Raw genomic sequence first — 20,807 nt, 5'->3', positions numbered from 1 at the left:
TGCAGTTGAACTGTACTACAGTTGGTCGGCATGGACCTGACGACGTTCAAGGCGCTCAGCTTCGACTGCTACGGCACGCTCATCGACTGGGAGGCGGGGCTCGTCGCGGTGCTCTCACCGTGGGCGCGCGAACAGGGGCTCTCGCTGTCCGACGAGGAACTGCTGCGCTCGTACGCCTCGGCGGAGGCATCGGTGGCGGCGACCGAGTTCGCGCTGTACCCGGAGCTGCTCGCGGCCGCGTTCCGGCGGACCGGTGCCGATCTGGGGCGCGAGGTGAGCGACGAGTGGGCGGCGCGGCTCGGTGCGTCCGTGCCGGACTGGCCCGCGTTCCCCGACTCTGCGGATGCGTTGGCGCGCTTGGCTTCCCGCTACCAGCTGATCATCCTGTCCAACGTGCACCGGGACGGGTTCGCGGGCAGCAACCGGCAGCTGCGAGGGGACTTCGCGGCGATCATCACCGCCGAGGACGTCGGCGCGTACAAGCCCGCCGAGAACCACTTCCGGGCCCTGGACACGACTTTGGAGTCGCTGGGGATCGCGCGGTCGGAACTGCTGCACGTGGCGCAGAGCCTGTTCCACGACCACGTCCCGGCGAAGCGCGAGGGCCTGCGGTCGGTGTGGATCAACCGGCGGCACGACCGCCCGGGCTGGGGCGCGACGCCGGAGCCGGCCGGTGACTACAGCTACGACCTGGAGTTCGGGTCGATGGGCGAGTTCGCGGACGCGGTCGACAAGGCGTTCTGAACCGGGGTGCCGCAGCGGATCCCGCTGCGGCACCACCTCACGTCAGCCGGCCAGCTTGGCCTTCACCGCGGCGGCCACCCGGCCACCCTCGGCGCGGCCCGCGACCTCGGCGTTGACGGCCTTCATGACCTGGCCCATCTGCTTCTGGCCGGGCGCCTCGCCGAGCTGCGCCGCGACGGCGTCGTAGGCCTTGTCCACAATGGACTGGAGCTCGGCGTCGTCGAGCTGCTTGGGCAGGTAGATCTCCAGCACGGCGAGCTCCTGGCGCTCCAACTCGGCCTTCTCCGCCCGGCCGGCACCGTCGAAGGCCTCCGCGGCCTCCTTGCGCTTCTTCGCCTCACGCGAGAGGACCTTCACGACCTCGTCGTCGCTGAGCGTGCGGGCCTCCTTGCCGGAGACCTCCTCGTTCGTGACGGCCGTGAGCGCCATGCGCAGCGCACCGGCCGTGACCGTCTCTCGGGCCTTCATGGCCGCAGTCAGGTCGTTCTGCAGCCGCGTCTTCAACTCCGCCATGGCGCAGAACGGTACCGCCCACCGGATGCCGCGCCGATCGAGTTAACGCCTTTCCGTACCCTTGACGCGTGAACAAGCTGGGCCGCGCCCTCCTCGCCACGACCGCTCTCGGCGCCGCGACCGTCGCGTACGCGGCGGGAATCGAGAGAAGGTACTGGACCCTGCGCACCGCCACGGTGCCGGTCCTGTCCCCCGACGCCAAGCCGATCCGCGTGTTGCACATCTCAGACCTGCACATGACGCCGAACCAGGTGTCGAAGCAGCGCTGGGTCGCCGCGCTGGCCGACCTGAACCCGGACTTCGTGGTCAACACAGGCGACAACCTCGCGCACAAGGACGCCGTCCCCGGCACGTTGCGCGCGCTCGGCCCGTTGCTCGACAAGCCGGGCGTCTTCGTGTTCGGCAGCAACGACTACTACGCACCGAAGCTCAAGAACCCCGTGCGCTACCTACTGCCGTCCTCCAAGACCAAGCGCATCCACGGCACGACGCTCCCGTGGCGCGACCTCCGCGCCGGCATGATCGAGCGCGGCTGGGAAGACCTCACGCACGTCCGCAAGACCATCATGGTGAACGGCCAGGCCATCTTCTGCGCGGGCCTCGACGACCCGCACCTGAAGCGCGACCGCTACGCCGACATCGCGGGCACCCCGGACCCGTCGGCGGCACTGCGCCTGGGCGTCACGCACTCGCCGGAACCGCGCGTCCTGGACCCGTTCGCCGCCGACGGCTACGACTTCGTGATGGCGGGCCACACGCACGGCGGCCAGCTCCGCATCCCGTTCTACGGCGCCGTTGTGACGAACTGCGAATTGGACAGGGGCCGAGCCCGCGGCGTTTCGCGCTGGGGTGCGCACATGTGGATGAACGTGTCCGCCGGCATGGGCACTTCGCCGTACGCGCCGGTGCGGTTCTGCTGCCCTCCGGAGGCGTCTCTGCTGACCCTCGTCCCGAGGCCCGTTACACCTGGTCAGGGCCGAAATGAGGGGGTCCGATTCGGAGCTGGGGCGGACATGATGTAGAGTTCTACATGTTCCCAGCCGGGGTGTGGCGCAGCTTGGTAGCGCGCTTCGTTCGGGACGAAGAGGTCGCAGGTTCAAATCCTGTCACCCCGATTGAAATAAATACAGGTCAGGCCCTGTCCACAGTAGACGTGGACAGGGCCTGATTTGTGTTCGCGGACCGTTCTGGGAGAAATCTGGGAGAACAACTCCGGAATCACCCCCGGAAGGCTCCCGGTCAAGAGGCTCTGAGAAGCCTGTTGAGGACGGCAACCGGTGATGACGGGCTCATCACCCGCCGCAGCTCCAATGCTTGCTCCCAGACGTCCGTGAGGTCCGCCATGAGCTGATCCCTCATCGTCTGCGTCACGTGCGAGTAGCGAGCCTGCACAGAACCGTCCAGATGCCCCATCCGCTCATCCTGGAGCGGCTTCGGCACGTTGAGCTCCACCAGCAGCGTCTTGTGCGTGTGCCGCAGTCCGTGCGGCGTGAGCCCAGGGGCGACCGGCAACCACGACGCGTCAGCGCGCGTCGCGGCATTCCTGCCACGCGCCGGCACTCCGGGCCAGGGCTCGCCGATGATGGGCACCGGTCGAGCCGCGTGCGGCGACTTCGCCGGGTACCAACCTGTTGCCGCCGGTTTGAACAGCCACGTCGCGAACCCGTTCCGCCGCCAGTGCGCGGCAAGCTGAGTCGGCGCACCGCCGCGGACATAGCCAAGAGTCGAGATCGCGTTCTCGACCGCTAGCCGGGTTTTCATTGGCACCGTCACCGGCCGATTGAGCACGTTGGACACGGTGCCAACTGAAACAGCAGCAAGTCGCGCAACATCAACGAGCTTTGCGCCTGTACCCCGCGCAGACGTGTTGCTCGGCCGATGACCGGAAAAGGCGTAGTCGAGGCCATGACACGCGCACGGTCCAGAATTTTGCTTGGCGAGGTGGTCGGCGAGCAGCCGCGAATGCCACTCTGGAGTGTCGATCGTCCGATATGAATCATCCTTCGGCGGGCACCTATGAAACTCGCCCGTATCCAGTTCATAGAGCTGCCACTCGATACGAATTCCGCCTTCCTTGACATACTGAGCTTCAAGACCGATCAGCTCACCCCAGCGAATCCCGCTGTAGCCCTTGGTAACGATGGCCGCAAATTCATCGTCTCGACCAGACAACAAAGCAGCACGTTCAGCGATCAGCAGCATCCCGAGCATGGTGGTGATTGCCTTCTCTGGCCCTCGCTTTCTAGACCTACCTGCACGCTTACCCCTGCCCCTACGCCTGGCCGCCGGGTTCGATTCGATCGGAATTGTAGGGTCGTCGACCGCATCAGCGAACACCAGATGCAGAGTGCCGCGCCAGGTCTTGATGCTGGACTCTGCATAGCCTGCCGCACGCTCGCTCTTCTCCCACTCACTCACGTCCAAAGGTCGGATTTCACCGATTACCTTGTCCGCGAACGTAGGCAGGATGTGCTCTTCGAGATGCCTGCGGTAGTTCTGCATTGTCGACGCCGCCAGGTCCTGTACCGCGTACCACTTGTCCACATACTCACCGAACAGCACGCCAACTCGTTCGGCGACACTGACACGTCCATTGCGGATGTCAGCCTCTGCATCATTCGCCGCTTTTTCCGCGTCGCGCTTTTTGGAGTATCGGACCGTCTCGCCAAACTCGTTCTTGACGGTGCCATACCGACCAGGCGCGACCTTGTAACGAGCACGGTAGTAATCGCCGCGATTTTCCGCGAATCCCATTTAATTCTCCAGGAAGTAGAGCGCACGCCGCCGCAGTCATCGCGGCGGCGTGCGCAAGGGGTTTCTCATGCGGCGGTCGAACGGTTTGCCGCCGCGCGGGCACGACGCGGCGGACGCGCCCGGAGCCTCCGCACAGGTTGACCGCTAGAAGGAGCTGCCCCGTGCGGAAGTTCGACTTGAAGGGCACCTGGAGTTTCGACCGAGATCGGGCGCCGCTCGCAGATCATCACGATTTCTTTGATTTGGTCTTCCGTAAAGAGGTAGCGTCCACCGATCCAGCTATACGGAATTCGTCGGCGCCGCGCCTGCTCCTTCACCCACCATTCCGAGCATCCGAGTTGCTTAGCGACATCGATCGGTTTGAAGAGCTTGGGGCCATCAGTACTGGACATGGCGAACCGTTCTGTGTGGTGGGGCGATGGTGTCGTCCGGGCGGTGCGTGGTTGGCGGTTCGAGCCGTCCGGGCGGTTGGGTACTGCCCGCATGCGCGGGCTGGTGGGGGATGCGAGTGTCAAACCCGCAAACCCGCAACCGGGTCGCGGCAGGCCTGTGACCTGCGGCGATGAGGTGCGGGTTTGGCGCGGGACTAAACCCGCAGCAAACCCGGGACAAACCCGCAGGCGGGTCTAAACCCGCATCGGCGGGGTCGGGTGGCCCTGCTAGCCGCGGCTAGATCAGGGCGGTCTGTTCGTCGGCGGCCGGCGTCGTGTCGTCGTGGTCGGCCTGGTCGGGTTCGGGGTTGGTCTCGACCCAGAACACGAGGGAGTTGGCGTGCTTGTCGTGGCGGCTGCGCAGGACGTGGCGGCCGTGCCAGCGTCCGATGTGGCCGGTGAGCAGCTTGCCCAGGCTCTTGGACGTGGGGATGCGGTCGCGGTCGTCGGTGAGGAACGTGCCGTCCCAGCGGTCCACGACCTGGTTACCGATGACCTCGGGTTCGGCGCTGTGGCACAGCACCCGCGCCCGCAGCTCTGTGTCCCCGTGCAGCTCCTGCCATTTGGCGAGGAACGCGGTCCAGGTGGTGTTCTCGTCGTCGGCCTCGCGCATCTCGGCGAGGTTGTCCAAGAACCCGTCGATCCCGTGGTGGGCGAGGAACCCGCCGGCCGCACCCGCCCAGGTCGTGAACTGGCGCATGGTGTGCCCGGACCGGGGCGCTCCAGCGTTGATCCAGTCCATGACCAGGATCAGCAGGTGCCGCAGCACCGTGACCCTGTTGGCGGGCTTCTTCAGCCACTGGTCCAGGTGCGGGATGCCGAACCCGGTCTGGTCACGCTGGTCCGGGTGCGGGTCGTTGGGGTCCAGGCGCACCAGGGCGGTGCGGGTGGCCATGTCCCCGCCCAACCGGATGTTGTTGCCCGTGGCCAGCCACAACCGGTCGTTGGTGGCCTCGAACCCCGCGCTGTTCGAGCCGAGGTTGCGGTCGTCCCACTTCGGGCCGGTGAGCAGCTTGGCCAGCACGGCGGAGGAGACCTCGGTTCCTTCGGCGAGGTTGTCCCACAGCATCACGGCGGCGGTGCTGTGCAGGGCGCTGGTGATGGACTTCTGCAGCTCGTCCTCATCGTTCTTGCGCCACACCAGGTGCTTGAGTCCGTAGATGTAGCCGGGGATCTCGGCCAGCAGCGTCTTGCCCGACGACTGCGTGGTGGCGGAGATCAGGCCGAACGGGGTGAGGCACCCGAGGTAGGGCCGCAGGATCGGCGCGACCATCAGCCCGATGTGGTTCGCCTTGTCCGCGTCGGCGACGAACGGGAAGTCACGCAGCAGTGTGCGCGTGATGAACTCGAGCGCGTCGTTGACCTCGGCCTTGCTCGGCTGCGCGGGAACGGCCGGCATCGCCACGGTGGGCGCGTAGTACAGGCCGGTGCCGGTGTCGTATCCGGCGGTCTGCAACAGCGTGCCGTCCGGGCGCAGCACCGGCGAGGTCACCACACCCACCAACGGACGCACATCAGGCCAGTACCGCGACGACAGCACGGCGGCCAGGGCGGCCTTGGTGGGGCTGGCCTCCATGTCCTCCAGCTTTCCGGTGTCGGGGTTCTTCTTGCGCCGGTAGACGAACGCGTGGTGTGCCAGCAGCCACGCCAACGCGGGCGAGGTGATCGGGTCGGCCTGCACCGGCAGTGCTCCGGCGTCGACCTGGTGGGCGTGCTCGGCGGCACTGACGGCCTTGCCGGAGACGCGCGAGAGGTGCACGAGCTGCCCTCCGCTCACGTACACGTCGGGCAGCGCGCCCTGCCCCATCGCGGTGGTGAGCGCGCGGATGGTCTCGGCCTCGCCGCCGATGCGAATGGCCGGCTTCTCCGCGGGCGTGCCCGCCGACACCTCGGCGCTGCTGGTGGTGGTGCCGGTCATGAGGGCGGTGATCTCGGCGGGATCGGTCAGGTTGTGGGTCATCGGCGGGTCCTCCTTCCGTGCTGTGGCAGGCGTTGCGGTGCTGCTGTGGTGCAGGGTCACGCGGCGCTCCGGATGTCGGGTACGGGATGCGGGCGGCCGAACCCGGATGCCAGGACGTAGCGGATCTCTCCGGCCGGGAGTCCGGCGTGCCGTGCGGCGTCGGTGAGCGCGGCTTCCACCACGGCGCGGTCGATCCATCCGGCCAGGGCCATGCCCGCGAGTCGCGTGGTGGAGCGGAAGAGCTTGCGGTTGCGGCCGGTGTCGGGCTCCATCGCGGCCAGCTCGGCGCACGCGGAGCGCAGTGCACCGGCGGCGTAGCGGGCCGGGCCGGTCTGCGTGTCGACTACCGGCACGGCCGCAGTGGGCGTCGTGGTGGCGGCCGGGGTGGTCGGGGTGCGGTCGTGGCCGGTGCGCGTGAGGGCGTCGGCAAGCCAGCCGTCCATTGGGCGGGGCGTGGTGGTGCTTGAGCTACGCCAGTAGGTGCCGGTCTTGCTGGTGGAGCCGGGCAGCACCACGTAGCCGCCGTAGCACTTGATGTCGATCTGCCAGCCCAGTCCGGTTCGGACGGTGTCGTCGCCGTCGCGGACTTTGCCGTGGCTGCCTTTCCACTGCCTGGTGGTGCTGTAGATCAGGTGCAGGCCACCTGAGGGTGTGTCGGTGGTGAACGTGTCCGTTCCGACCGTGCCGCCCGACTGCGCGGCGAGGGTGGAGTAGGTGTCGAGTCCATCGGCCGGCGGCGGTTCCTCGGCGGGCCAGGGTAGGCCGTTGAGTGGCTGACGTGGCGGTGGGCCGGTGCGGGTGTCGAGGTCGACGGCCAGCAGCCCGGAGGCCCACAGGTGCACCGCCCACACGCTGGTGTGCCAGCGCTGCGCCCACCGGGCGATCACGCTCGGGTCGGTGGTGGCGGCCCACACGCCGTGGCACAGCGCCCCATCGGCGCGAGCGAGGCACGGGCAGGTCTGCGGGGTGTGGTCGGTGGTGGCTGCGCGGCAGTCCACGCAGCCACCGAACGGGCGTTTGGTGCCGTAGTTGAGCGGCAGGACGTGCCAGCCGCGGTGCACCGCCAGCCACAGCGCGGCGTCGGCGGCGGTCGCAACGGTCCGGTTCGTGGTCATGGTCGCGGGTCCTTCCGGGTGCTGTGGCGGGCGGTGCTGCGGGGGCTAGTTCGAGTCGGACGCGGTGGTGCGGGTGATCAGCGCGTTACGGGCGGCGGTACGTGTGGGCAGCTCGTTGCGGTACCAGCGGGCGGCGGTGTCGCCGTCCTGCCGCCAGCACGCGAACCAGCGACGTCCGCCGTAGCGCCAGCCCTTCCAGTCGCGGTAGTCACCGATCCAGCCGATCCATGTGCCGTCCACGGTGACGCGGTAAATGACCGTTCCGCGCATGCCGGGCTCGGTCGTGGTGTCGGTGGCCAGTCGCACCTTCACGGCGGTCCCCTTTCGTTGTGTCGCAGACAAGAGCGGGGCACGGCCTGGTGTGGCCGTACCCCGCGTGCGGGTGGTGGGTTAGCGCGTCAGCGACGGCGGCGGGTCGCTGTCCAGGCGCAGCGTCGTGACGTCCAGGCGGGTTACGCGGGCGGTGACGATGTCGGCGGGCAGCACGGTGGCGGTGACGTAGACGCGGCCCAGGACCGATGCGCCGCGGTTGGGGTAGTAGTCGCTGACTTCCTGGATCTCGTAGCCCAGTGCGAGTGCGCGCACCATGTTCGGGATCTCGTCGCGGGTGCCTTCCAGGCGGATCTTCATCGCTGCGCCTCCTGCACGTGCAGCACGACGGCGGTCATGTTGTCGGCCGGTTCGCCCTCGGGTGCCGCGTCCAGGGCAGCGGCCACCAGCTCGCACGCCAGCTGGTCGACGTCCTCGGGGAACGCGGCCATCACGGCGGCGATCTGGTCATCGGTGAGGACCTTGTGGATGCCGTCGCTGGTGAGCAGGACGCGGTCGGCCACGACGTCCACGACGGGGATGCTGGCCACGGCGGCGTTGCCGATGCTGGTGCGCACCCAGTTGTCGTGCAGCTGCGCGTGGTGCTCGTGCACGCCGACCATGCGCAGCAGCTCGCCCACGGTGTGGTCGGTGGTGTGCCGGGTGAGCACTGCGCCGGTCAGGGAGTAGACGCGGCAGTCGCCGACGTGCGCGATGACGGTCGCCCGGTCCGACGGGTAGACGACGGCGACCGCGCCCACGGCGTTGGGCTTGGGTGACTCCGGGCCGGGGCCGGAGATGAGGTCGTGTGCGGCGAGTAGTCCTGCGACCGGGCCACGCCGTGCGGCGACGCGGGCGGCGACTTCGGCCAGCAGTGCGGCCGTGTGCTGGACCTCGGGGGTGCTGCCGATGCCGTCGATGAGCGCGGCGGCCGTGGTGGTGGCGGTGGAGTGCACGGCGGCGGCGTCGCAGTTGTGCGACCGGCCGCCGATGGCGGTGTCGGTGCCGACCCTGATGGTCATGGCCTGGTGCTCGAACTGGAACACGGATTCTCCTGATCGTGGTTGGGATAGCGGGCTGCGAACCGATTGCCGCAGCTCAAGGGCAGGCCCTACTAACTCGCGCGGGTTAGTAGGGCCTGCGGTTGAGCCGGGCGGCTGGAACCGGCGTTGAGGGGTGCGGGTGGGCCGGGTTTGCGGGTTTGGTCTTCCGGCGGCGGGTTTGGCGTCGCTGGAAACCCGCAACGCGTTTGCGCAGCTCGGAGGCTGTCTGTGGGCGCGGTTGCGGGTTTGCGGGTTTGTTTTCGACTCTGAGAAGGGGTGTTGTTGGTTAGGCGCGTGCCGTGCTCGACAGGGCGCACGCGGTGCACATGACCTGGTCCGGGCTGATCCGCCCGCCGCAGCTCGGGCACGTGGCCACGAACCGCAGGCCGCCCGGGATCGGCCGGCGGATCGGCGCGGGCGCCGCCGCGGCGATCAACCTGGTGGTGGATGCCATCGCCGGTCACCGGGCCTTGTGCAGGGCCTCGCAGGCCGGGCAGCGCGGGTTGCTCGACAGCCACGCGAACCAGACCGTGTTCGGCTTGGCGATTTTGATCCCGCACAACGTCTTCGCAGAGCCGTCCCACCACGAGCGAGACGCCGCGATGTGCATCATGTCCTCGTCCACCAGAACCTCATTTCCGTCACTTTGAGTGACTGTCAGCGGGTGTGCGGAGGCCAGGGAGGGAGCCGCGAAACGGGCTCAAACCCCTGATATCCGGGTGTTTTGGCTGGTCGGAGGCCGCAGACTCCCCTGACTCCCTGGGTGGGGTCCCCGCTGGTCAGGTGAGGGAGTCAGTGACGGGGAGGCGGCGAGGGAGATCTCCCCGCCTCCCCGCCGCCTCCCTCACTCGCCGTCTTCCTCACCGTCACCGTCGTTGTCACGCTCGGTGATCGCCTCGGTGATGCGTTCCGCGCCGACCTGCATGACTCCGCCGGTCTTGTACGGGGCCGCGCCGAGCGGGGTGAGGTAGGCGGTGAGGTCCTCCAGCGACCAGCCGGTGTAGTGGCCGGGGTTGAGCGTCGCGAGGCGCTGCAGCACCTCGGTGGTGCGCATCCGCTTGGCCGTGCCGATGACGCGGGCGATGTCGGCGAGGGTGTCGACCTCGACCGGCTCGGGATCGGCCGGCGCGTCGGCGAGGCCCGCGGCCTGGCGCAGCGCGAGGGCGCGTTCGACCACCGGCGTGACCTCATCGACCTCTTCGGATTTACGCAGGTAGCAGCTCCGCACCAGGCCCGGACGGGCCATGAGTCCGCGGGTCATGGCGGTGCCGATGTCGCCCGGTCCTTCGGCGGTCTTGGGCTCCAGCGACACCGCCGAGATCCCCGCCTTGTACGAGCCGGTGCCGAGTACGGCGTCGTTGGACTGCTGGTCACCGATGGCGAAGCACAGCTTGATCGCGGTGACGGCCATCAGCTTGCGCGGCAACGCCGCCGTGGACCCTTCCGGGGTGGCCCAGACCAGCACGATCCCGTACTTGCGGGCGGCGTTCTGCAGCAGCACCGCGACGTTCGCGGCCTCCTCGCCCAGGTCGGCGTCCATGAACAGGGCCTGGCACTCGTCCACGACCACCACACGCGGGCGCATCTGCGGGAACTGCTCCGCCAGCTTGCGGGTCAGCGACCGTTCCCCGTTGGCCTTCAACAGCTTCCCGCGTTCCTCCAGGCTCATGTAGAGGGCCTTGAGGTTGTCCAGGCAGGCCTTGACCGTGTCGGGGCTGGCACCGGTCTTGAGCGTGCGCAACCTGGGCTCGTACGGGTCGTAGTCGGCGTTCTCCGCCAGCACGAACACATCCACGTCCACCAGCGGATCGAGGATGGCTCCGGCGACCAGGGAGATGACGAACGTGGACTTGCCGGAGCCCATCATCCCGGCGACGGCGTAGTTGGTCTCGAACAGGCGGGCGGTGACCAGCTCCCCGCGGATGTTGTAGCCACCGGGAACGCCCTTGAAGAAGTCGGTGGAACCCTTGTGCAGCAACGGCCATGGCTCGACCGGACCCGAGAGTGCGCCCTGGTCGGCCACCCACAGGTCGAGCACACCGGGCTTGTCCTTGGGTTCGGACGGCCACACCTCGACCGGCAGGCGCACGAGGTTGTGCGCGAACACGGTCTTGCGCCGCACGATCTCCTCGACCGGCACACCAGCGGGCAGCACCAGGCGCATGCGCCAGCCCTTGCCGTCGCGGTGCGGGACGTCGATCCAGGTCGGGGTAATCGTTGTGCCCCAACCCTTCTTGAACGCCTCACGCAGCAGCGGCAGGCCCCCGAGGTTGCGCAGCGCGGCCAGCACCGCGGACTCGTCCGGCACGACGTTGCGGCCATCGGCCGGCGTGGTCTCCATCGGCGCGGCCCACACCGGCAGGGTGCCCTGCGCACGCCCGACCAGGTTCGACCGCACCGCCCACGTGCCGATCCCAGTCAGTGCCCAGGCCCACCAGAAGCCACCCACCGGGGAGGCTTCGACCACGGTGGACCAGAACTCGGCGATGCCGTTCCACCGGTCGGTCAGCGACCCCGCGCCGATGATCGCCTGAACAGCGGCGATACCGAGCAGCACGACGTGGCCGGAGGCGAGCACGACGATCACGCCGCCGGACCAGCGCAGGATCTCGATGCGGCGTTCCCGGCCACGCTGCGCGGCACCGTTGCGCCGCGCCTCCAGCGCGGCTTCCAGTCCAGCCAGGACGGTGAAGTCCTCCGCGCTCTTGGCGTTGACGCGCAACGTGGTGATGGCCTGTTCCAGGTCGAGGTGCTTGCGCCGTGCGCGGCGTTCCGCACGGCGTGCCCGTGAACCGGCGACGGTGTATCCGGCGTTGCGCACCACGGCCCGCCTGGCGCTGCGGGTGCGTTCGTGGGTGACACCGGCGCGCACGACTCGTACGACCGCTCCGGCGGCCTGGCGGGTCTGCAGGGCGGCGCGCTGGGCGGCCATGCGCCGGTCGACGGCCGCGGACTCCTCGTCGGTGAGCAGCTCACCGGTCACCGTGTCGTCGCGTTCGACCTGTCCGCCGGGGGCGGCGGGCAGGGCCGCCGGGGCGGTGCGGCGCAGGGGCACCACGTTGTCGGTGTCGTGCTCGGGGTGGGTGTGTTCGGGGGTCATGCCGTCACCTCCTGGCGGCCGTCGTCGGGGCCGTCGTTGTGCGTCGCGGCCTGCCAGACGACAGCCGCGTGGGTGGCACGGATGCGCAGGAACTTGCGCACCGCGTCCTTGCTCGGGGAGGCCGGAAGCTTCCCGGAATCGATCGCCGCGCGGACGCGGGCGACGTAGCCGCCGAACTTGTCGGCGATCTCCGCCGGAACCTCAACGGCGGGCGTTTGCCCTCTTCCCGAGGGGTTCGAGGTCTTCCCAGCCGCGGTGACATCCGGGGCCGGGAGGGCAGTGAGGTAGGCGGTGATCTCGTCGGCCAGGTCCTCGCACAGGTCGGTACCGGGCACGTCGACGGGAAGGCCGGGAACGGTCGCCGGGACCAGCCGGGAGCGGGGGCCGAAACCGCCGCGCAGGACGAACGTGCCGGGGCGGTAGATCAGGGTCGCGGTGCCGTCCGGGGCGACTTGTGCGGCGGCCTGGCGGACGGCGGCGCGGCGCACGCGGTGCAGTCGTCGGCGGGCCTCGCGCTCGACCGTGAGCGCGGCGCGCTCGGCGCGGGTGCGGCGGGTGCGCATCGGCGCGGCGTGCACGAGCTGGTGCACCACGACACCGCCGACCGACACCAGGGCCATGACGATGCCGTGCGCGATGCCGCCGGGCTGCTCGGCACCGTGCACGAAGTTGAGCACCGCGGCCACAGCGGCGAACACCCATGTGCCGGTGTGCAGCCACCCGGTGGACCGGCCGGCACGTGCGGCCATCGGCACGGCGAACGCGAACACCCACATGGCACCCTCGGAGAACAGCGGCAGCAGCACACCGGGGGCACCGAAAATCTTGACGCCGTAGACGGCCATCGCGGTCCACGCCAGCACCGCCGGGACAACGATGACGGGGATGAACATCAGGTCCAGCACGTGCGCGCGAATCCAGCCGGTCAGCTTGGCGCGGGCGGCGGTGCGCCGGGTGCGCGCGGCCTGCTCGGTGTCGGCGCGCAGGCGGGCGTCATGGTCACGGTCGGCGCGACGCTGCTCCAGCAGCATCCGGCGGTCCTCGCGCGCCTGCTCTGCGGCGGCCACGCGGTCAGCGCGGCGGTTCTCGGCCCAGGTGCTCATGCCGTTGCCTCCCAACGGTTACGGCGCGCACGACGGCGCGGGTTGAACGAGGTAGTCGAGCGGCGGAGGTGGGTCCGGGTGGATCGGCCGGCCGCGCGAGGCAGGTACAGCAGCGCGGCGGCGGCCAGCAGCGCGGGCACCGCGAACACGGCGGCCTGGATCAGGGGCTGGTCGGCGAACCCGGTGACCATTGCCCACTGCACCGCGGCGATGCCTCCAGTCAGGACCAGCAGCTTCCACAGCAGCACGGCGCAGACGATCGCCAGGCCGGAGCCCAGCAGCAGCAACAGGAAGAGGGGGTCCTCGGTCATCGGGCCGCTCCGTTCACGCGGGCGGCCTCACGCGTGGCGAGGGCGTCGTGGGAGTACTTGGCCGCCATCTCGACCGCCTCGTGGTGCTCGGGGTGCGACCGGTCGCGGGTGATCGGTGCCAGCAGCCGCACGCAGTACTCGAACCAGCGGGCGATCTGCTCAGGCGGTGCGCCCAGCGGCGGGCAGGTCGTGGCGATGGAGCGGCAGACGTCGTAGAGCGTGAGAGTGGTCGTGGTCAGGGGGTTGGTGGGCGCGGACATGGCACATGGGGTCCTGTCTGTGAGGTGGCGAAAGAGAAGCCCTGGGCGGGCGGTGCGTGGTTGGCGGTTCGAGCCGCCCGGCCAGGGCGTGGGATACGGCGGGCTGGTGACGGTCGCGTGAGTCAGCGCAGGTACCCGCGCGTGTCGGCCTCGGCCCACGCGGCCTCGGCTTCGGCGGTGGTGCAGTTGCGTTCGATCGTCTGGCGCTTGCGCGTGGCCGCTTCGGCCGCGTCCAGGTGCGCGCTGTGTCCCGACGAGCTGAGGAAGTCCGCGTGTGACTCCTCCCGGATCGCCGTGAGCAGGGTGGCGACCTTGTCCGCGCGGATCTGTTCCGACTTCATGACGGCCTGTCCCCTTTTCGTTGCTGTGACTGGACTTCGGGCCGGTCAGCGGCGCGGCGGGTGTGACTGGGCGACGGTGTCGCGCTCGATCTCCCCGATGCGGTGGCGGATCTTCTGCGCGGCTTCAGGGCTTGCGGTGTCGGCGATCTCGACCAGCAGCCGACGAAGCTCCTCAACGGTGTTCATGGCAACGTCCTCCCGGACCGATGACTGTCTGGTGTGGACGGCGGTTAGCAGGACGCGAAGAGCTGGCACTTGTAGTTGCTGCAGTACCTGCCGTCGCGCTGGCGCAGCACCTTGCCGCAGAACTTGCCGTTGCGGCCGGTCCGCGCGGTGCAGCGCTGCGGCTGGGACTTGCTGGTGAGCTTGCTGAGCATCGACATGGGACATGCCTTTCTCGCTCTGGTGATCGGGTGAGGTGGGCACCGTCAAGCGGGCGGGGCGCTAGGGCCTTGGCGGTTCGAGCCGCCCGCCTGACGGCAGAAAAAAGGGGGTGACGGAACCGGTGAGCTCACGGGGGGCGGTCGAGCTCACTGGTTCCGTCACCAGGACTCGAGCCCCTTGCGTCACCTGTGTTCAGCTAGCCGCGCCAACCCCAGCTGCGTGCGGTGGCGTTACCGCGCAACGCCCAGGAACGGGCCGGTGCGGGTGCGGTGGCTGCCGCGCCAGCCCCAGGTACGCGCGGCGGTCTCGCCGTTGACGTCCGGGTCGGCGAGCCAGCTCGGCACCGTGCCGTCGCTCTCGCAGGTCGAGCACGCGGATCGGGTGCTGGTCGAGCAGTCGGGACACGGCCTGCGCGTGGTGTCCATCACGGGTCAGCAGCCGTCGGCGCGGTCGAGAGCCGCGGTGAACAGGGGCAGGTGCGCGGGGTAGAGCCGCCCGCCGGCCTTTCCAGCGGCGCTGGTCAGCGCGTTCTCGGGCACGGCGACGGCCCCCTTTCCGGGGTGAGGTGAGTGGGTGGGGTGTGCGTGCGGGCACGGGTGCGGGACACTGGCCGTGCCTGCGCTCGGCTGTGTCCGGGTGTGTGGTGGTGCACCCTGGTCCGGCGGTGCGTGCTTGGCGGTTCGAGCCGCCGGACCAGGCAGCGGGCGCGGTTTCCGCGCGGGTGCCGGTTGGGCCGTGCCGGGTTCGCTCACGACTGCCGAACCCGGTCGATGAACGTGCCGCCGTTGGTGTCGCACGGCAGCCAACGGGTCGAGGTCGGGTTCATGTGCTGCTGCCGCGCGGTGCCGGTGGCGTTGCTCCAGCTGACCTTGTGGCAGACCGAGCACGTCTTTTCGATGAGCGCCATGTCAGGCCCCTTTTCGCAGAGTGAGGAATTTTTCGAGGTCAACGCTGGTGAGAGACCGGGCACCGGTACTCGTAAGTGCCGGCGTGCACCCACACCGGCTCACCGAACCCCTGATCGACCTGCACGGTGGGCAGGTCACAGCCGTTCGGGCAGGGCTTCACGGTGTGCGGCAGGGTGCGGACGAACGCGGCGGTCATCGCGGTCACCGGCCCTGCGCGGCGGTGCGGGGTCCGCGGACGCGGCCCGTCACCGTCGAGGTCGACAGGGTGACACCGAAACTCGGCGCGGACGTGCTGACGCGGATGTCACCGGAGACCGTGGCCACCGACACCGCCACCCCGTCGCGCACCGTCCGCACCGCGACGTCACCAGAGACCGTGGAGACCTCGGCGCGCCTGCCCACCTCCAGCTCGACATCACCGGTGGTCGAGGTGATCCGCGCGGAGGCAGCGGCGTCCACCACGACGTCACCAGAGATCGTGCGGGCGGTCACCGTCTGCGCCTCACGCACGTGCAGATCACCGGAGGTGGTGTCGAAGTCCACGGTGTCCAGCGACCACTCACCGAAGCTGCCGACCTCCAGGCCTGCCGACACCGTCTTCACGGTCACGTTCGAGTCGTCGGGCAGCAGCACGTTCACCCGCACCCCGCCGCCGCTGGTCACCTTGTCGCCCGCCACCACGCCGCCCAGCACCACGCCGCCGCCACCGAAGCGCACGTCACCGGCGGACACGACACGGCCGTTGACCATGCTCAGGCCCACGATGTTGGTGCCGACGCTGACGTTGTGCAGGTTCTGCGTCACGGTCATGCCACCGGCCGACTGCACCACCACCGTGCCCCCGCTACCGCGCGCGCCCGCCGGGCCGTTCGGCACCGACACGACCACGCCGCCCTCGCGCAGCTCGACCACGGCGCGGTCGATCAGGTCGGCGGCGACCTGGTCCCCAGGGGCCATCGGCGACAGCGTCACCCGCGCCTGCTCGACCCCGGAACCGTGCTGCACGAACACGTGACCGTGCTCGACCCGCACCGACGCGTGCAGCGGGCCGGACACCTCGAAAGCTTCAGAACGCATGACGAACACACCTCTCAGAACAGGAGAAAGCGAAGGGAGACAACGCAAAGCGGCGGGCGCGGTGAGCCGCGGCTACAGCACGGCCGTCAGCAGCGCGGCCACGAACAGCCACAACCAGTGCCAGGCCTGATCCAGCGCGTACGCGCCCGTGCCCAGGCTCGGGTTGTCGTCGCGGCCGGTGCGGGGCGTGCCCAGCACGTAGAACCTGGTGTGACCGGTGAGCCGCGCCAGCGCGGCCAGGGTGAAGCGACGGTCAGCCCAGTAGTGCGTGAGTGCGGAGACCAACTGCCCGACCACGAACCCCACTGGGCTGACGTCGAGGCCGAACACCAGCCACACCAAGCCCACCACCAGCGCGGTCACCGCCGTGTAGGAGGCGACGTGCGCCGCGCATGCCTTCCGGCCGGCGTGTCCGCGCTGGCCCTTACACGCGGCCTGGTGACTGGTCTGAACCCAGTGATCAGCGACGTTGTGCGCTACCAGCAGAGCGGGCAGCACCACCGCGAACGTCACCGCCGACGCGCTCACTGCGTCACCTCCGGCGGCTCGCTCTCCCACTTACCGCAGACGCATTCACGCTCCACCGCACCGCACCAGGAACACGCCAGGAACCGGTCCACCGCGTCCTTGGTCTTGCGGGCCGCCTCGGCCAGCTTGTTGACCAGCGACATCACGCGGCCACCGCATCCGGCGCCGCGGCCTGGTTCGCCGTGGTCTGGTTCGTGGCTGCCCAGAACGCGTCCGAGCGGACCTGCGCCCGGTTCCAGCGCTGCCAGGCCAGCCGCGTGCGCTCCACCGCGTCACCGTGCAGGCCCCGCACGTGCGCCAGTGCCGCGCTGTAGTCGGCGCGGGTCGGGTTCTCCCGCACCAGCTGACTGATCGACGCCATCCGTGCGGCCAGCCGCACCATCGCCTTACGCGCCACCAGGTATCCGGCGCAGGCCTGCTCCTCGGCCAGGCGGAACGCGGCCAGCGGAATGGAGAAGCTCTTGATCTCGAACATGCGAAGAGTCCTTTACTTTTGCAAACAACTGAGGGAAGCGGCTACCTGCGGAGACAGGCCGTCTCCGCAGTGGGGTCGTAGACCATTGGGTCCCGGGACCTCACCGGCCGGTCGAAGCGCGGACGAGTGAGGAACCGGCACTCGAACGGGCTTGAGTGCTCTCACGTGTTCAAGGGGTCAGCCTCTGCCTTGGATCTCCCGGCATTGGCGTCCAATGCCTCACGTCGCTCGCCGCGCAGCACGCTGCGCGGGTCATTGCGGGCTTGCGCCAGGCCGTGAGGCCCGACGTGCTGCCGGGGGTGCGGGTTTCGCTGACCCTGTTCAGTTCTCAAAGAACGTGGCCGCGGCGGCGGTGTCCGACGTGAAGTCCGGTCCTGCCCACCGAGTCGTCAAGCTGTGAACTGCGGCTCGATGTCTTAAGACATCTTGCGTGTCGCAGACGCTACGGCACGGATGTCTCAAACGTCAACAGGTGTCGTAAGACATCCGGGTAGGATGTGGCGTTATGGCTGATCAGGGCACGGATTCTGAGGACAAGCGGAACGCGAGTCGCCGCGTGGCTGACTCCGTCATCGCGGACATCCAGCGTGGCGAGTGGGCGGTCGGCAAGCCCCTGCCGACCTACAGGCAACTAGCCGCGGATCAGGGCGTTGCCGTCAACACGGCGATGGCTGGTGTTCGTCTGGCGCAAGCTGAGGGCTGGGTTGAGATCAGGCCGAATGCTGGTGCAGTCGTGCGGGATCGCAGTCAGGACGTCGGAGCCGAACACGAGCTGCGCGAACTTCGCACCAAGGTGGAGGAACTGCGCGTGACACTTCGGCGGGTAGGCGAAGCGCTGGGTGGCGCTGAGGGCGACCTCGCGGACGTAGTCGCCAGGCTCGGAGCGATGGGCGGCAGTGCCCAGACCGCAGAGCCTCACAGCGCTCGAACGAACGCTGTTAGCCCGTCAAGCGCCGCCCCGCCCCAGGCCGCGACCTGACGGGCAGCTGTGGCCGTACCGGTCGGATCGCGAATCACCATGGCGATGACGGCGACGACCAACGCGGCGAGAACGAGTCGCCGGCCAGTGCCCGAACTACCTGGCATCGGAAGAGTGGTCTTGGTCCTGCGGCTCATCGGTATCTCCCTTGACCTGCGGGTTTGTGATGTCCGTAAGTCAACCGCCGAACGCGAAGATGCGGTATGAACGGGACAGGAACTGAACCCGCACCGATCAGGAACTCGGGTTCGCAGACCTGAGCACCGCGGTGCCAGCTTCCGGGGAGGGGGTGGCGTGTGGACGTTGTAGGGGAGTGGAACGGGGGCCTCGTTCAAGCGCTACGCATAGCGCTGCGCATGACGATGGACGAGCTGGCGGACAAGCTCGACATGTCGACGCGCGTCGTGGGGAAGTGGGAGGCGAACGCGGAGCTTGTTCCCGCACTGGCGACACAACAACTCTTGGACGTGGTGCTTGAGCGGGCGACTGAAGGTCAACGGGCGCGGTTCGCGTTGCTCGTGGCCCAGGCGGCTCCAGCGGTGCCAGCCGCACCGGTCGAGGTCGTGTCCAGCGGCTCTGCCCACACTGCGCTTGTGGTGCCCACCGTCATTGCAGCGCCACCGCGCCATGAAATTGGCCTGCCGACCAGTGACACGATTGAGTACCTGCGTTCGAATCTCCAGAACCAGTATCTGGCGGACAACCTCATCGGTCCCCGTGCCCTTCTTCCGGTCATTACCGCACATGTTAGTACTGTCGAGGCCCTTCGGAAGCAAGTGACCGGCAAAACGATGGACGAACTCCTCGCGATCGAGGCTGGTTACGCGGAGTTCGCCGGATGGCTAAGTCACGACAGTGGCGACATGGGCAACGCAACGCGCTGGTACACACACGCCTATGAAACCGCAAATGCCGCTGGCGACGAACGAATGAGTGCTTTTGTACTGACGCGTCGCGCAGTTCAGTCTATTGGGGAAGGGGACCCACACTATGCGGCGCGGCTTGCGCGCATGGCTCAGCGTGACGACTCGATAACAACTGCACGTGTTCGTGCTCTTGCCGCCCAAACGGAAGCAATTGGGCACGCAATGTCAGGAAACCATAGCGAGACAGACAGGGCGTTGGATGCCGCCGCTCACCTAACCGATTTGGGCAGTAGCGTGCGACCGGATGGCGACCCGTCCGTGGGTCGATACTGCGAGCCTGAACTTTACCTGAAAATCACGAATGCCAAGTGCCAGCTTGAACTTGGCCGCGCAGAGAATGCGGTTATCGCATTTAGGGACGTGCTTGGTTCGCTGCCGAGCAGCTACCACCGGGACCGCGGCAACTACCTAGCCAGGCTGGCGCAGGCCTGCGCGCTCGCAGGCGAGCCTGTCGACGCCTGCATCGCGATCGAAGAATCGCTAGGTATAGCATTGGCCACTGGCTCGACCCGAACGGTCGCCGACCTGGAAAAGATAATTCCTGTCCAGTTGGCACCCTGGGCCAGTGAACCTGAAGTCTTGCGGGTTCGTGAGATGCTTCTAGATGCACAGAAGACCGATGGAAGGTAGTGCAACGGTGATCGCTATCGCAACGGACTCCGCGCCTGGTCGACCCAACCAAGACTTCGTGATCGTGTCTGACTCACTTGCCGTGGTGATCGATGGTGCCGGTATTCCTTTCGGCGGATGCAAACATGGCGTCACCTGGTATGCGCAGCAACTCGCAGCACGCACTATGACCGCCCTTGTCGGCTGCCCCGAAAAGCCCCTTCAGGAAGGCCTTGAGGAGGGCATCGCGGCCGTCGTCGCTCAGCATGCCGACTCTTGCGACCTAAGTGACCCCGGAACGCCCTGCGCGGCCGTAGGGATTCTGCGCATAGGCGATGAAACCGTTGACACCCTTGCACTGTCCGACGTGTCCGTAGTGGTGGAGACGGCGGACGGACCTCAGGTCACTTGCGATCTAGGTATTGAAGATCTTTCAGGAACCGAGCCGGATGCGGTCGCTGGGATGAAATTCAACACCCCCGAGCACGATGAGGCTCTGCGGGCGTTGGTGGCCAATCAGACAGCCACTCGAAACCGCGAGGGCGGTTGGTGGGTGGCAGCAGCGCTCCCCGAGGCTGCTCGTCACTCGGTGGTCAACTCATACCCGCGGCGAGACGTGCAACGGGCCGCGGTCATGTCGGACGGCGTCACGCGCCCGGTGGACCAGATGAAGATCTACTCCTGGCCCGAGTACCTCGACCTCCTGGACAAGCTCGGTCCGGCCGGCCTCATCGACCACGTGCGGTCGATCGAGGTCGAGGACCCAGACGGCGAGCGCTACCCACGGACAAAACGTCACGACGATGCCGCCCTCGCAACGGTTGTCGGCGGGCTCAGCGCCGCGATGACTCAGAGCTGACGCACCTACCGTCACAGTTGTCATGAACGGCAGGCCAAAGACCTGCCGTTCATCGTTCAGCAGGCCTATTCGTGGCCC

28 protein-coding genes and 1 tRNA gene are annotated in these 20,807 nt (G+C 68.3%); 7 read left to right on the top strand and 22 right to left on the bottom strand.

Features of this window, described 5'->3' with window-relative positions:
- The first annotated feature begins 30 nt into the window (after positions 1-30).
- On the top strand, positions 31-744 hold the full coding sequence (locus ABZX02_RS36795) for a haloacid dehalogenase type II (protein ID WP_355305499.1): 714 nt from the start codon (positions 31-33) through the stop codon (positions 742-744).
- Positions 745-786: 42 nt separating this feature from the next.
- Here the strand turns inward: ABZX02_RS36795 and ABZX02_RS36790 are convergent, their stop codons facing one another.
- Positions 787-1,257, bottom strand: a complete 471-nt coding sequence (locus tag ABZX02_RS36790; RefSeq protein WP_355305497.1) for a GatB/YqeY domain-containing protein — start codon at positions 1,255-1,257, stop codon at positions 787-789.
- Between the two features lie 68 nt (positions 1,258-1,325).
- Here ABZX02_RS36790 and ABZX02_RS36785 point away from each other — a divergent pair, with 68 nt between their 5' ends.
- The gene (locus ABZX02_RS36785; protein WP_355305496.1) at positions 1,326-2,279 is read left to right on the top strand and encodes a metallophosphoesterase; all 954 of its coding nucleotides are present in this window, start codon (positions 1,326-1,328) and stop codon (positions 2,277-2,279) included.
- 19 nt (positions 2,280-2,298) lie between these two features.
- A tRNA-Pro gene (locus tag ABZX02_RS36780) sits at positions 2,299-2,372 on the top strand.
- A 124-nt stretch (positions 2,373-2,496) separates the two neighbouring features.
- On the opposite strand, the gene ABZX02_RS36775 is transcribed toward ABZX02_RS36780, so the two are convergent.
- The 15 genes from ABZX02_RS36775 to ABZX02_RS36705 all read right to left on the bottom strand — a co-directional run bounded on the left by ABZX02_RS36775 (position 2,497) and on the right by ABZX02_RS36705 (position 14,367).
- A complete protein-coding gene (locus ABZX02_RS36775) occupies positions 2,497-4,011 on the bottom strand; it encodes a LacI family DNA-binding transcriptional regulator (RefSeq protein ID WP_355305494.1) in 1,515 nt (504 codons plus the stop codon).
- A gap of 669 nt (positions 4,012-4,680) precedes the next feature.
- Entirely contained in the window at positions 4,681-6,402 is a 1,722-nt protein-coding gene (locus ABZX02_RS36770) for a hypothetical protein (protein WP_355305492.1), read from the bottom strand.
- Positions 6,403-6,458: 56 nt separating this feature from the next.
- Positions 6,459-7,517 carry a bifunctional DNA primase/polymerase gene (locus ABZX02_RS36765; protein ID WP_355305490.1) on the bottom strand — a complete coding sequence of 353 codons (1,059 nt, stop codon included), beginning with the start codon at positions 7,515-7,517 and terminating at the stop codon, positions 6,459-6,461.
- Positions 7,518-7,562: 45 nt separating this feature from the next.
- Positions 7,563-7,829 (bottom strand): hypothetical protein, encoded by a 267-nt coding sequence (locus tag ABZX02_RS36760; RefSeq protein WP_355305488.1) that lies wholly within the window; start codon positions 7,827-7,829, stop codon positions 7,563-7,565.
- A 78-nt stretch (positions 7,830-7,907) separates the two neighbouring features.
- Positions 7,908-8,147, bottom strand: coding sequence for a hypothetical protein (locus tag ABZX02_RS36755; RefSeq protein ID WP_355305486.1), 240 nt, complete (start codon positions 8,145-8,147; stop codon positions 7,908-7,910).
- Positions 8,144-8,872: a hypothetical protein gene (locus ABZX02_RS36750; RefSeq protein WP_355305484.1), complete on the bottom strand. Its 729-nt coding sequence runs from the start codon at positions 8,870-8,872 to the stop codon at positions 8,144-8,146. Before ABZX02_RS36750 ends, ABZX02_RS36755 begins: the two co-directional genes overlap by 4 nt.
- Before the next feature lie 283 nt (positions 8,873-9,155).
- On the bottom strand, positions 9,156-9,323 hold the full coding sequence (locus ABZX02_RS36745; RefSeq protein WP_355305482.1) for a hypothetical protein: 168 nt from the start codon (positions 9,321-9,323) through the stop codon (positions 9,156-9,158).
- Positions 9,324-9,329: 6 nt separating this feature from the next.
- Complete coding sequence (locus ABZX02_RS36740) at positions 9,330-9,494, bottom strand: hypothetical protein (protein WP_355305480.1); 165 nt, start codon at positions 9,492-9,494, stop codon at positions 9,330-9,332.
- 219 nt (positions 9,495-9,713) lie between these two features.
- Complete coding sequence (locus ABZX02_RS36735) at positions 9,714-11,969, bottom strand: hypothetical protein (RefSeq protein WP_355305478.1); 2,256 nt, start codon at positions 11,967-11,969, stop codon at positions 9,714-9,716.
- Positions 11,966-13,072 carry a hypothetical protein gene (locus ABZX02_RS36730; protein WP_355305476.1) on the bottom strand — a complete coding sequence of 369 codons (1,107 nt, stop codon included), beginning with the start codon at positions 13,070-13,072 and terminating at the stop codon, positions 11,966-11,968. Before ABZX02_RS36730 ends, ABZX02_RS36735 begins: the two co-directional genes overlap by 4 nt.
- The gene (locus ABZX02_RS36725) at positions 13,069-13,383 is read right to left on the bottom strand and encodes a hypothetical protein (protein WP_355305474.1); all 315 of its coding nucleotides are present in this window, start codon (positions 13,381-13,383) and stop codon (positions 13,069-13,071) included. The genes ABZX02_RS36730 and ABZX02_RS36725 overlap by 4 nt, the downstream gene beginning before the upstream one ends.
- Positions 13,380-13,643: a hypothetical protein gene (locus ABZX02_RS36720; protein WP_355305472.1), complete on the bottom strand. Its 264-nt coding sequence runs from the start codon at positions 13,641-13,643 to the stop codon at positions 13,380-13,382. Before ABZX02_RS36720 ends, ABZX02_RS36725 begins: the two co-directional genes overlap by 4 nt.
- Before the next feature lie 122 nt (positions 13,644-13,765).
- Positions 13,766-13,984 carry a hypothetical protein gene (locus tag ABZX02_RS36715; RefSeq protein ID WP_355305470.1) on the bottom strand — a complete coding sequence of 73 codons (219 nt, stop codon included), beginning with the start codon at positions 13,982-13,984 and terminating at the stop codon, positions 13,766-13,768.
- 45 nt (positions 13,985-14,029) lie between these two features.
- Positions 14,030-14,170, bottom strand: coding sequence for a hypothetical protein (locus ABZX02_RS36710; protein ID WP_355305468.1), 141 nt, complete (start codon positions 14,168-14,170; stop codon positions 14,030-14,032).
- Positions 14,171-14,214: 44 nt separating this feature from the next.
- A complete protein-coding gene (locus ABZX02_RS36705) occupies positions 14,215-14,367 on the bottom strand; it encodes a hypothetical protein (RefSeq protein WP_355305466.1) in 153 nt (50 codons plus the stop codon).
- 259 nt (positions 14,368-14,626) lie between these two features.
- Between ABZX02_RS36705 and ABZX02_RS36700 the strand changes: the two genes are divergently transcribed.
- Positions 14,627-14,857: a hypothetical protein gene (locus ABZX02_RS36700; protein ID WP_355305465.1), complete on the top strand. Its 231-nt coding sequence runs from the start codon at positions 14,627-14,629 to the stop codon at positions 14,855-14,857.
- Between the two features lie 259 nt (positions 14,858-15,116).
- Here ABZX02_RS36700 and ABZX02_RS36695 read toward each other — a convergent pair whose 3' ends face one another.
- The 6 genes from ABZX02_RS36695 to ABZX02_RS36670 all read right to left on the bottom strand — a co-directional run bounded on the left by ABZX02_RS36695 (position 15,117) and on the right by ABZX02_RS36670 (position 17,356).
- Entirely contained in the window at positions 15,117-15,275 is a 159-nt protein-coding gene (locus tag ABZX02_RS36695; RefSeq protein WP_355305463.1) for a hypothetical protein, read from the bottom strand.
- A gap of 38 nt (positions 15,276-15,313) precedes the next feature.
- Positions 15,314-15,481 (bottom strand): hypothetical protein, encoded by a 168-nt coding sequence (locus tag ABZX02_RS36690; protein ID WP_355305461.1) that lies wholly within the window; start codon positions 15,479-15,481, stop codon positions 15,314-15,316.
- Complete coding sequence (locus ABZX02_RS36685) at positions 15,478-16,353, bottom strand: DUF4097 family beta strand repeat-containing protein (RefSeq protein WP_355305459.1); 876 nt, start codon at positions 16,351-16,353, stop codon at positions 15,478-15,480. The genes ABZX02_RS36690 and ABZX02_RS36685 overlap by 4 nt, the downstream gene beginning before the upstream one ends.
- A gap of 72 nt (positions 16,354-16,425) precedes the next feature.
- Complete coding sequence (locus tag ABZX02_RS36680) at positions 16,426-16,881, bottom strand: DUF3307 domain-containing protein (RefSeq protein WP_355305457.1); 456 nt, start codon at positions 16,879-16,881, stop codon at positions 16,426-16,428.
- Positions 16,878-17,024 carry a hypothetical protein gene (locus ABZX02_RS36675; protein WP_355305455.1) on the bottom strand — a complete coding sequence of 49 codons (147 nt, stop codon included), beginning with the start codon at positions 17,022-17,024 and terminating at the stop codon, positions 16,878-16,880. Before ABZX02_RS36675 ends, ABZX02_RS36680 begins: the two co-directional genes overlap by 4 nt.
- Complete coding sequence (locus tag ABZX02_RS36670; protein WP_355305453.1) at positions 17,024-17,356, bottom strand: hypothetical protein; 333 nt, start codon at positions 17,354-17,356, stop codon at positions 17,024-17,026. The genes ABZX02_RS36675 and ABZX02_RS36670 overlap by 1 nt, the downstream gene beginning before the upstream one ends.
- Positions 17,357-17,861: 505 nt before the next feature.
- Between ABZX02_RS36670 and ABZX02_RS36665 the strand changes: the two genes are divergently transcribed.
- From ABZX02_RS36665 to ABZX02_RS36655, 3 genes are all read left to right on the top strand, one after another.
- A complete protein-coding gene (locus ABZX02_RS36665; RefSeq protein ID WP_355305451.1) occupies positions 17,862-18,335 on the top strand; it encodes a GntR family transcriptional regulator in 474 nt (157 codons plus the stop codon).
- Between the two features lie 356 nt (positions 18,336-18,691).
- Entirely contained in the window at positions 18,692-19,891 is a 1,200-nt protein-coding gene (locus ABZX02_RS36660; RefSeq protein WP_355305449.1) for a hypothetical protein, read from the top strand.
- A gap of 58 nt (positions 19,892-19,949) precedes the next feature.
- Positions 19,950-20,729: a hypothetical protein gene (locus ABZX02_RS36655; protein ID WP_355305447.1), complete on the top strand. Its 780-nt coding sequence runs from the start codon at positions 19,950-19,952 to the stop codon at positions 20,727-20,729.
- Positions 20,730-20,807 lie beyond the last annotated feature (78 nt).

Origin of the sequence: Lentzea sp. NPDC003310 (assembly GCF_040610935.1) — a bacterium.
GTDB lineage: Bacteria > Actinomycetota > Actinomycetes > Mycobacteriales > Pseudonocardiaceae > Lentzea.
This window is presented reverse-complemented; position numbering and strand designations above follow the sequence as displayed.

Excerpts from the sequence above, each read along its gene's own strand:
- ABZX02_RS36695 (WP_355305463.1), bottom strand. The coding sequence starts at position 15,275 with ATGGCGCTCATCGAAAAGACGTGCTCGGTCTGCCACAAGGTCAGCTGG.
- ABZX02_RS36705 (WP_355305466.1), bottom strand. The coding sequence starts at position 14,367 with ATGTCGATGCTCAGCAAGCTCACCAGCAAGTCCCAGCCGCAGCGCTGC.
- ABZX02_RS36720 (WP_355305472.1), bottom strand. The coding sequence starts at position 13,643 with ATGTCCGCGCCCACCAACCCCCTGACCACGACCACTCTCACGCTCTAC.
- ABZX02_RS36730 (WP_355305476.1), bottom strand. The coding sequence starts at position 13,072 with ATGAGCACCTGGGCCGAGAACCGCCGCGCTGACCGCGTGGCCGCCGCA.
- ABZX02_RS36660 (WP_355305449.1), top strand. The coding sequence starts at position 18,692 with ATGACGATGGACGAGCTGGCGGACAAGCTCGACATGTCGACGCGCGTC.
- ABZX02_RS36715 (WP_355305470.1), bottom strand. The coding sequence starts at position 13,984 with ATGAAGTCGGAACAGATCCGCGCGGACAAGGTCGCCACCCTGCTCACG.
- ABZX02_RS36775 (WP_355305494.1), bottom strand. The coding sequence starts at position 4,011 with ATGGGATTCGCGGAAAATCGCGGCGATTACTACCGTGCTCGTTACAAG.
- ABZX02_RS36675 (WP_355305455.1), bottom strand. The coding sequence starts at position 17,024 with ATGTCGCTGGTCAACAAGCTGGCCGAGGCGGCCCGCAAGACCAAGGAC.
- ABZX02_RS36765 (WP_355305490.1), bottom strand. The coding sequence starts at position 7,517 with ATGACCACGAACCGGACCGTTGCGACCGCCGCCGACGCCGCGCTGTGG.
- ABZX02_RS36790 (WP_355305497.1), bottom strand. The coding sequence starts at position 1,257 with ATGGCGGAGTTGAAGACGCGGCTGCAGAACGACCTGACTGCGGCCATG.
- ABZX02_RS36725 (WP_355305474.1), bottom strand. The coding sequence starts at position 13,383 with ATGACCGAGGACCCCCTCTTCCTGTTGCTGCTGCTGGGCTCCGGCCTG.
- ABZX02_RS36665 (WP_355305451.1), top strand. The coding sequence starts at position 17,862 with ATGGCTGATCAGGGCACGGATTCTGAGGACAAGCGGAACGCGAGTCGC.
- ABZX02_RS36710 (WP_355305468.1), bottom strand. The coding sequence starts at position 14,170 with ATGAACACCGTTGAGGAGCTTCGTCGGCTGCTGGTCGAGATCGCCGAC.
- ABZX02_RS36795 (WP_355305499.1), top strand. The coding sequence starts at position 31 with ATGGACCTGACGACGTTCAAGGCGCTCAGCTTCGACTGCTACGGCACG.
- ABZX02_RS36670 (WP_355305453.1), bottom strand. The coding sequence starts at position 17,356 with ATGTTCGAGATCAAGAGCTTCTCCATTCCGCTGGCCGCGTTCCGCCTG.
- ABZX02_RS36745 (WP_355305482.1), bottom strand. The coding sequence starts at position 9,323 with ATGGCATCCACCACCAGGTTGATCGCCGCGGCGGCGCCCGCGCCGATC.
- ABZX02_RS36755 (WP_355305486.1), bottom strand. The coding sequence starts at position 8,147 with ATGAAGATCCGCCTGGAAGGCACCCGCGACGAGATCCCGAACATGGTG.
- ABZX02_RS36770 (WP_355305492.1), bottom strand. The coding sequence starts at position 6,402 with ATGACCCACAACCTGACCGATCCCGCCGAGATCACCGCCCTCATGACC.
- ABZX02_RS36735 (WP_355305478.1), bottom strand. The coding sequence starts at position 11,969 with ATGACCCCCGAACACACCCACCCCGAGCACGACACCGACAACGTGGTG.
- ABZX02_RS36685 (WP_355305459.1), bottom strand. The coding sequence starts at position 16,353 with ATGCGTTCTGAAGCTTTCGAGGTGTCCGGCCCGCTGCACGCGTCGGTG.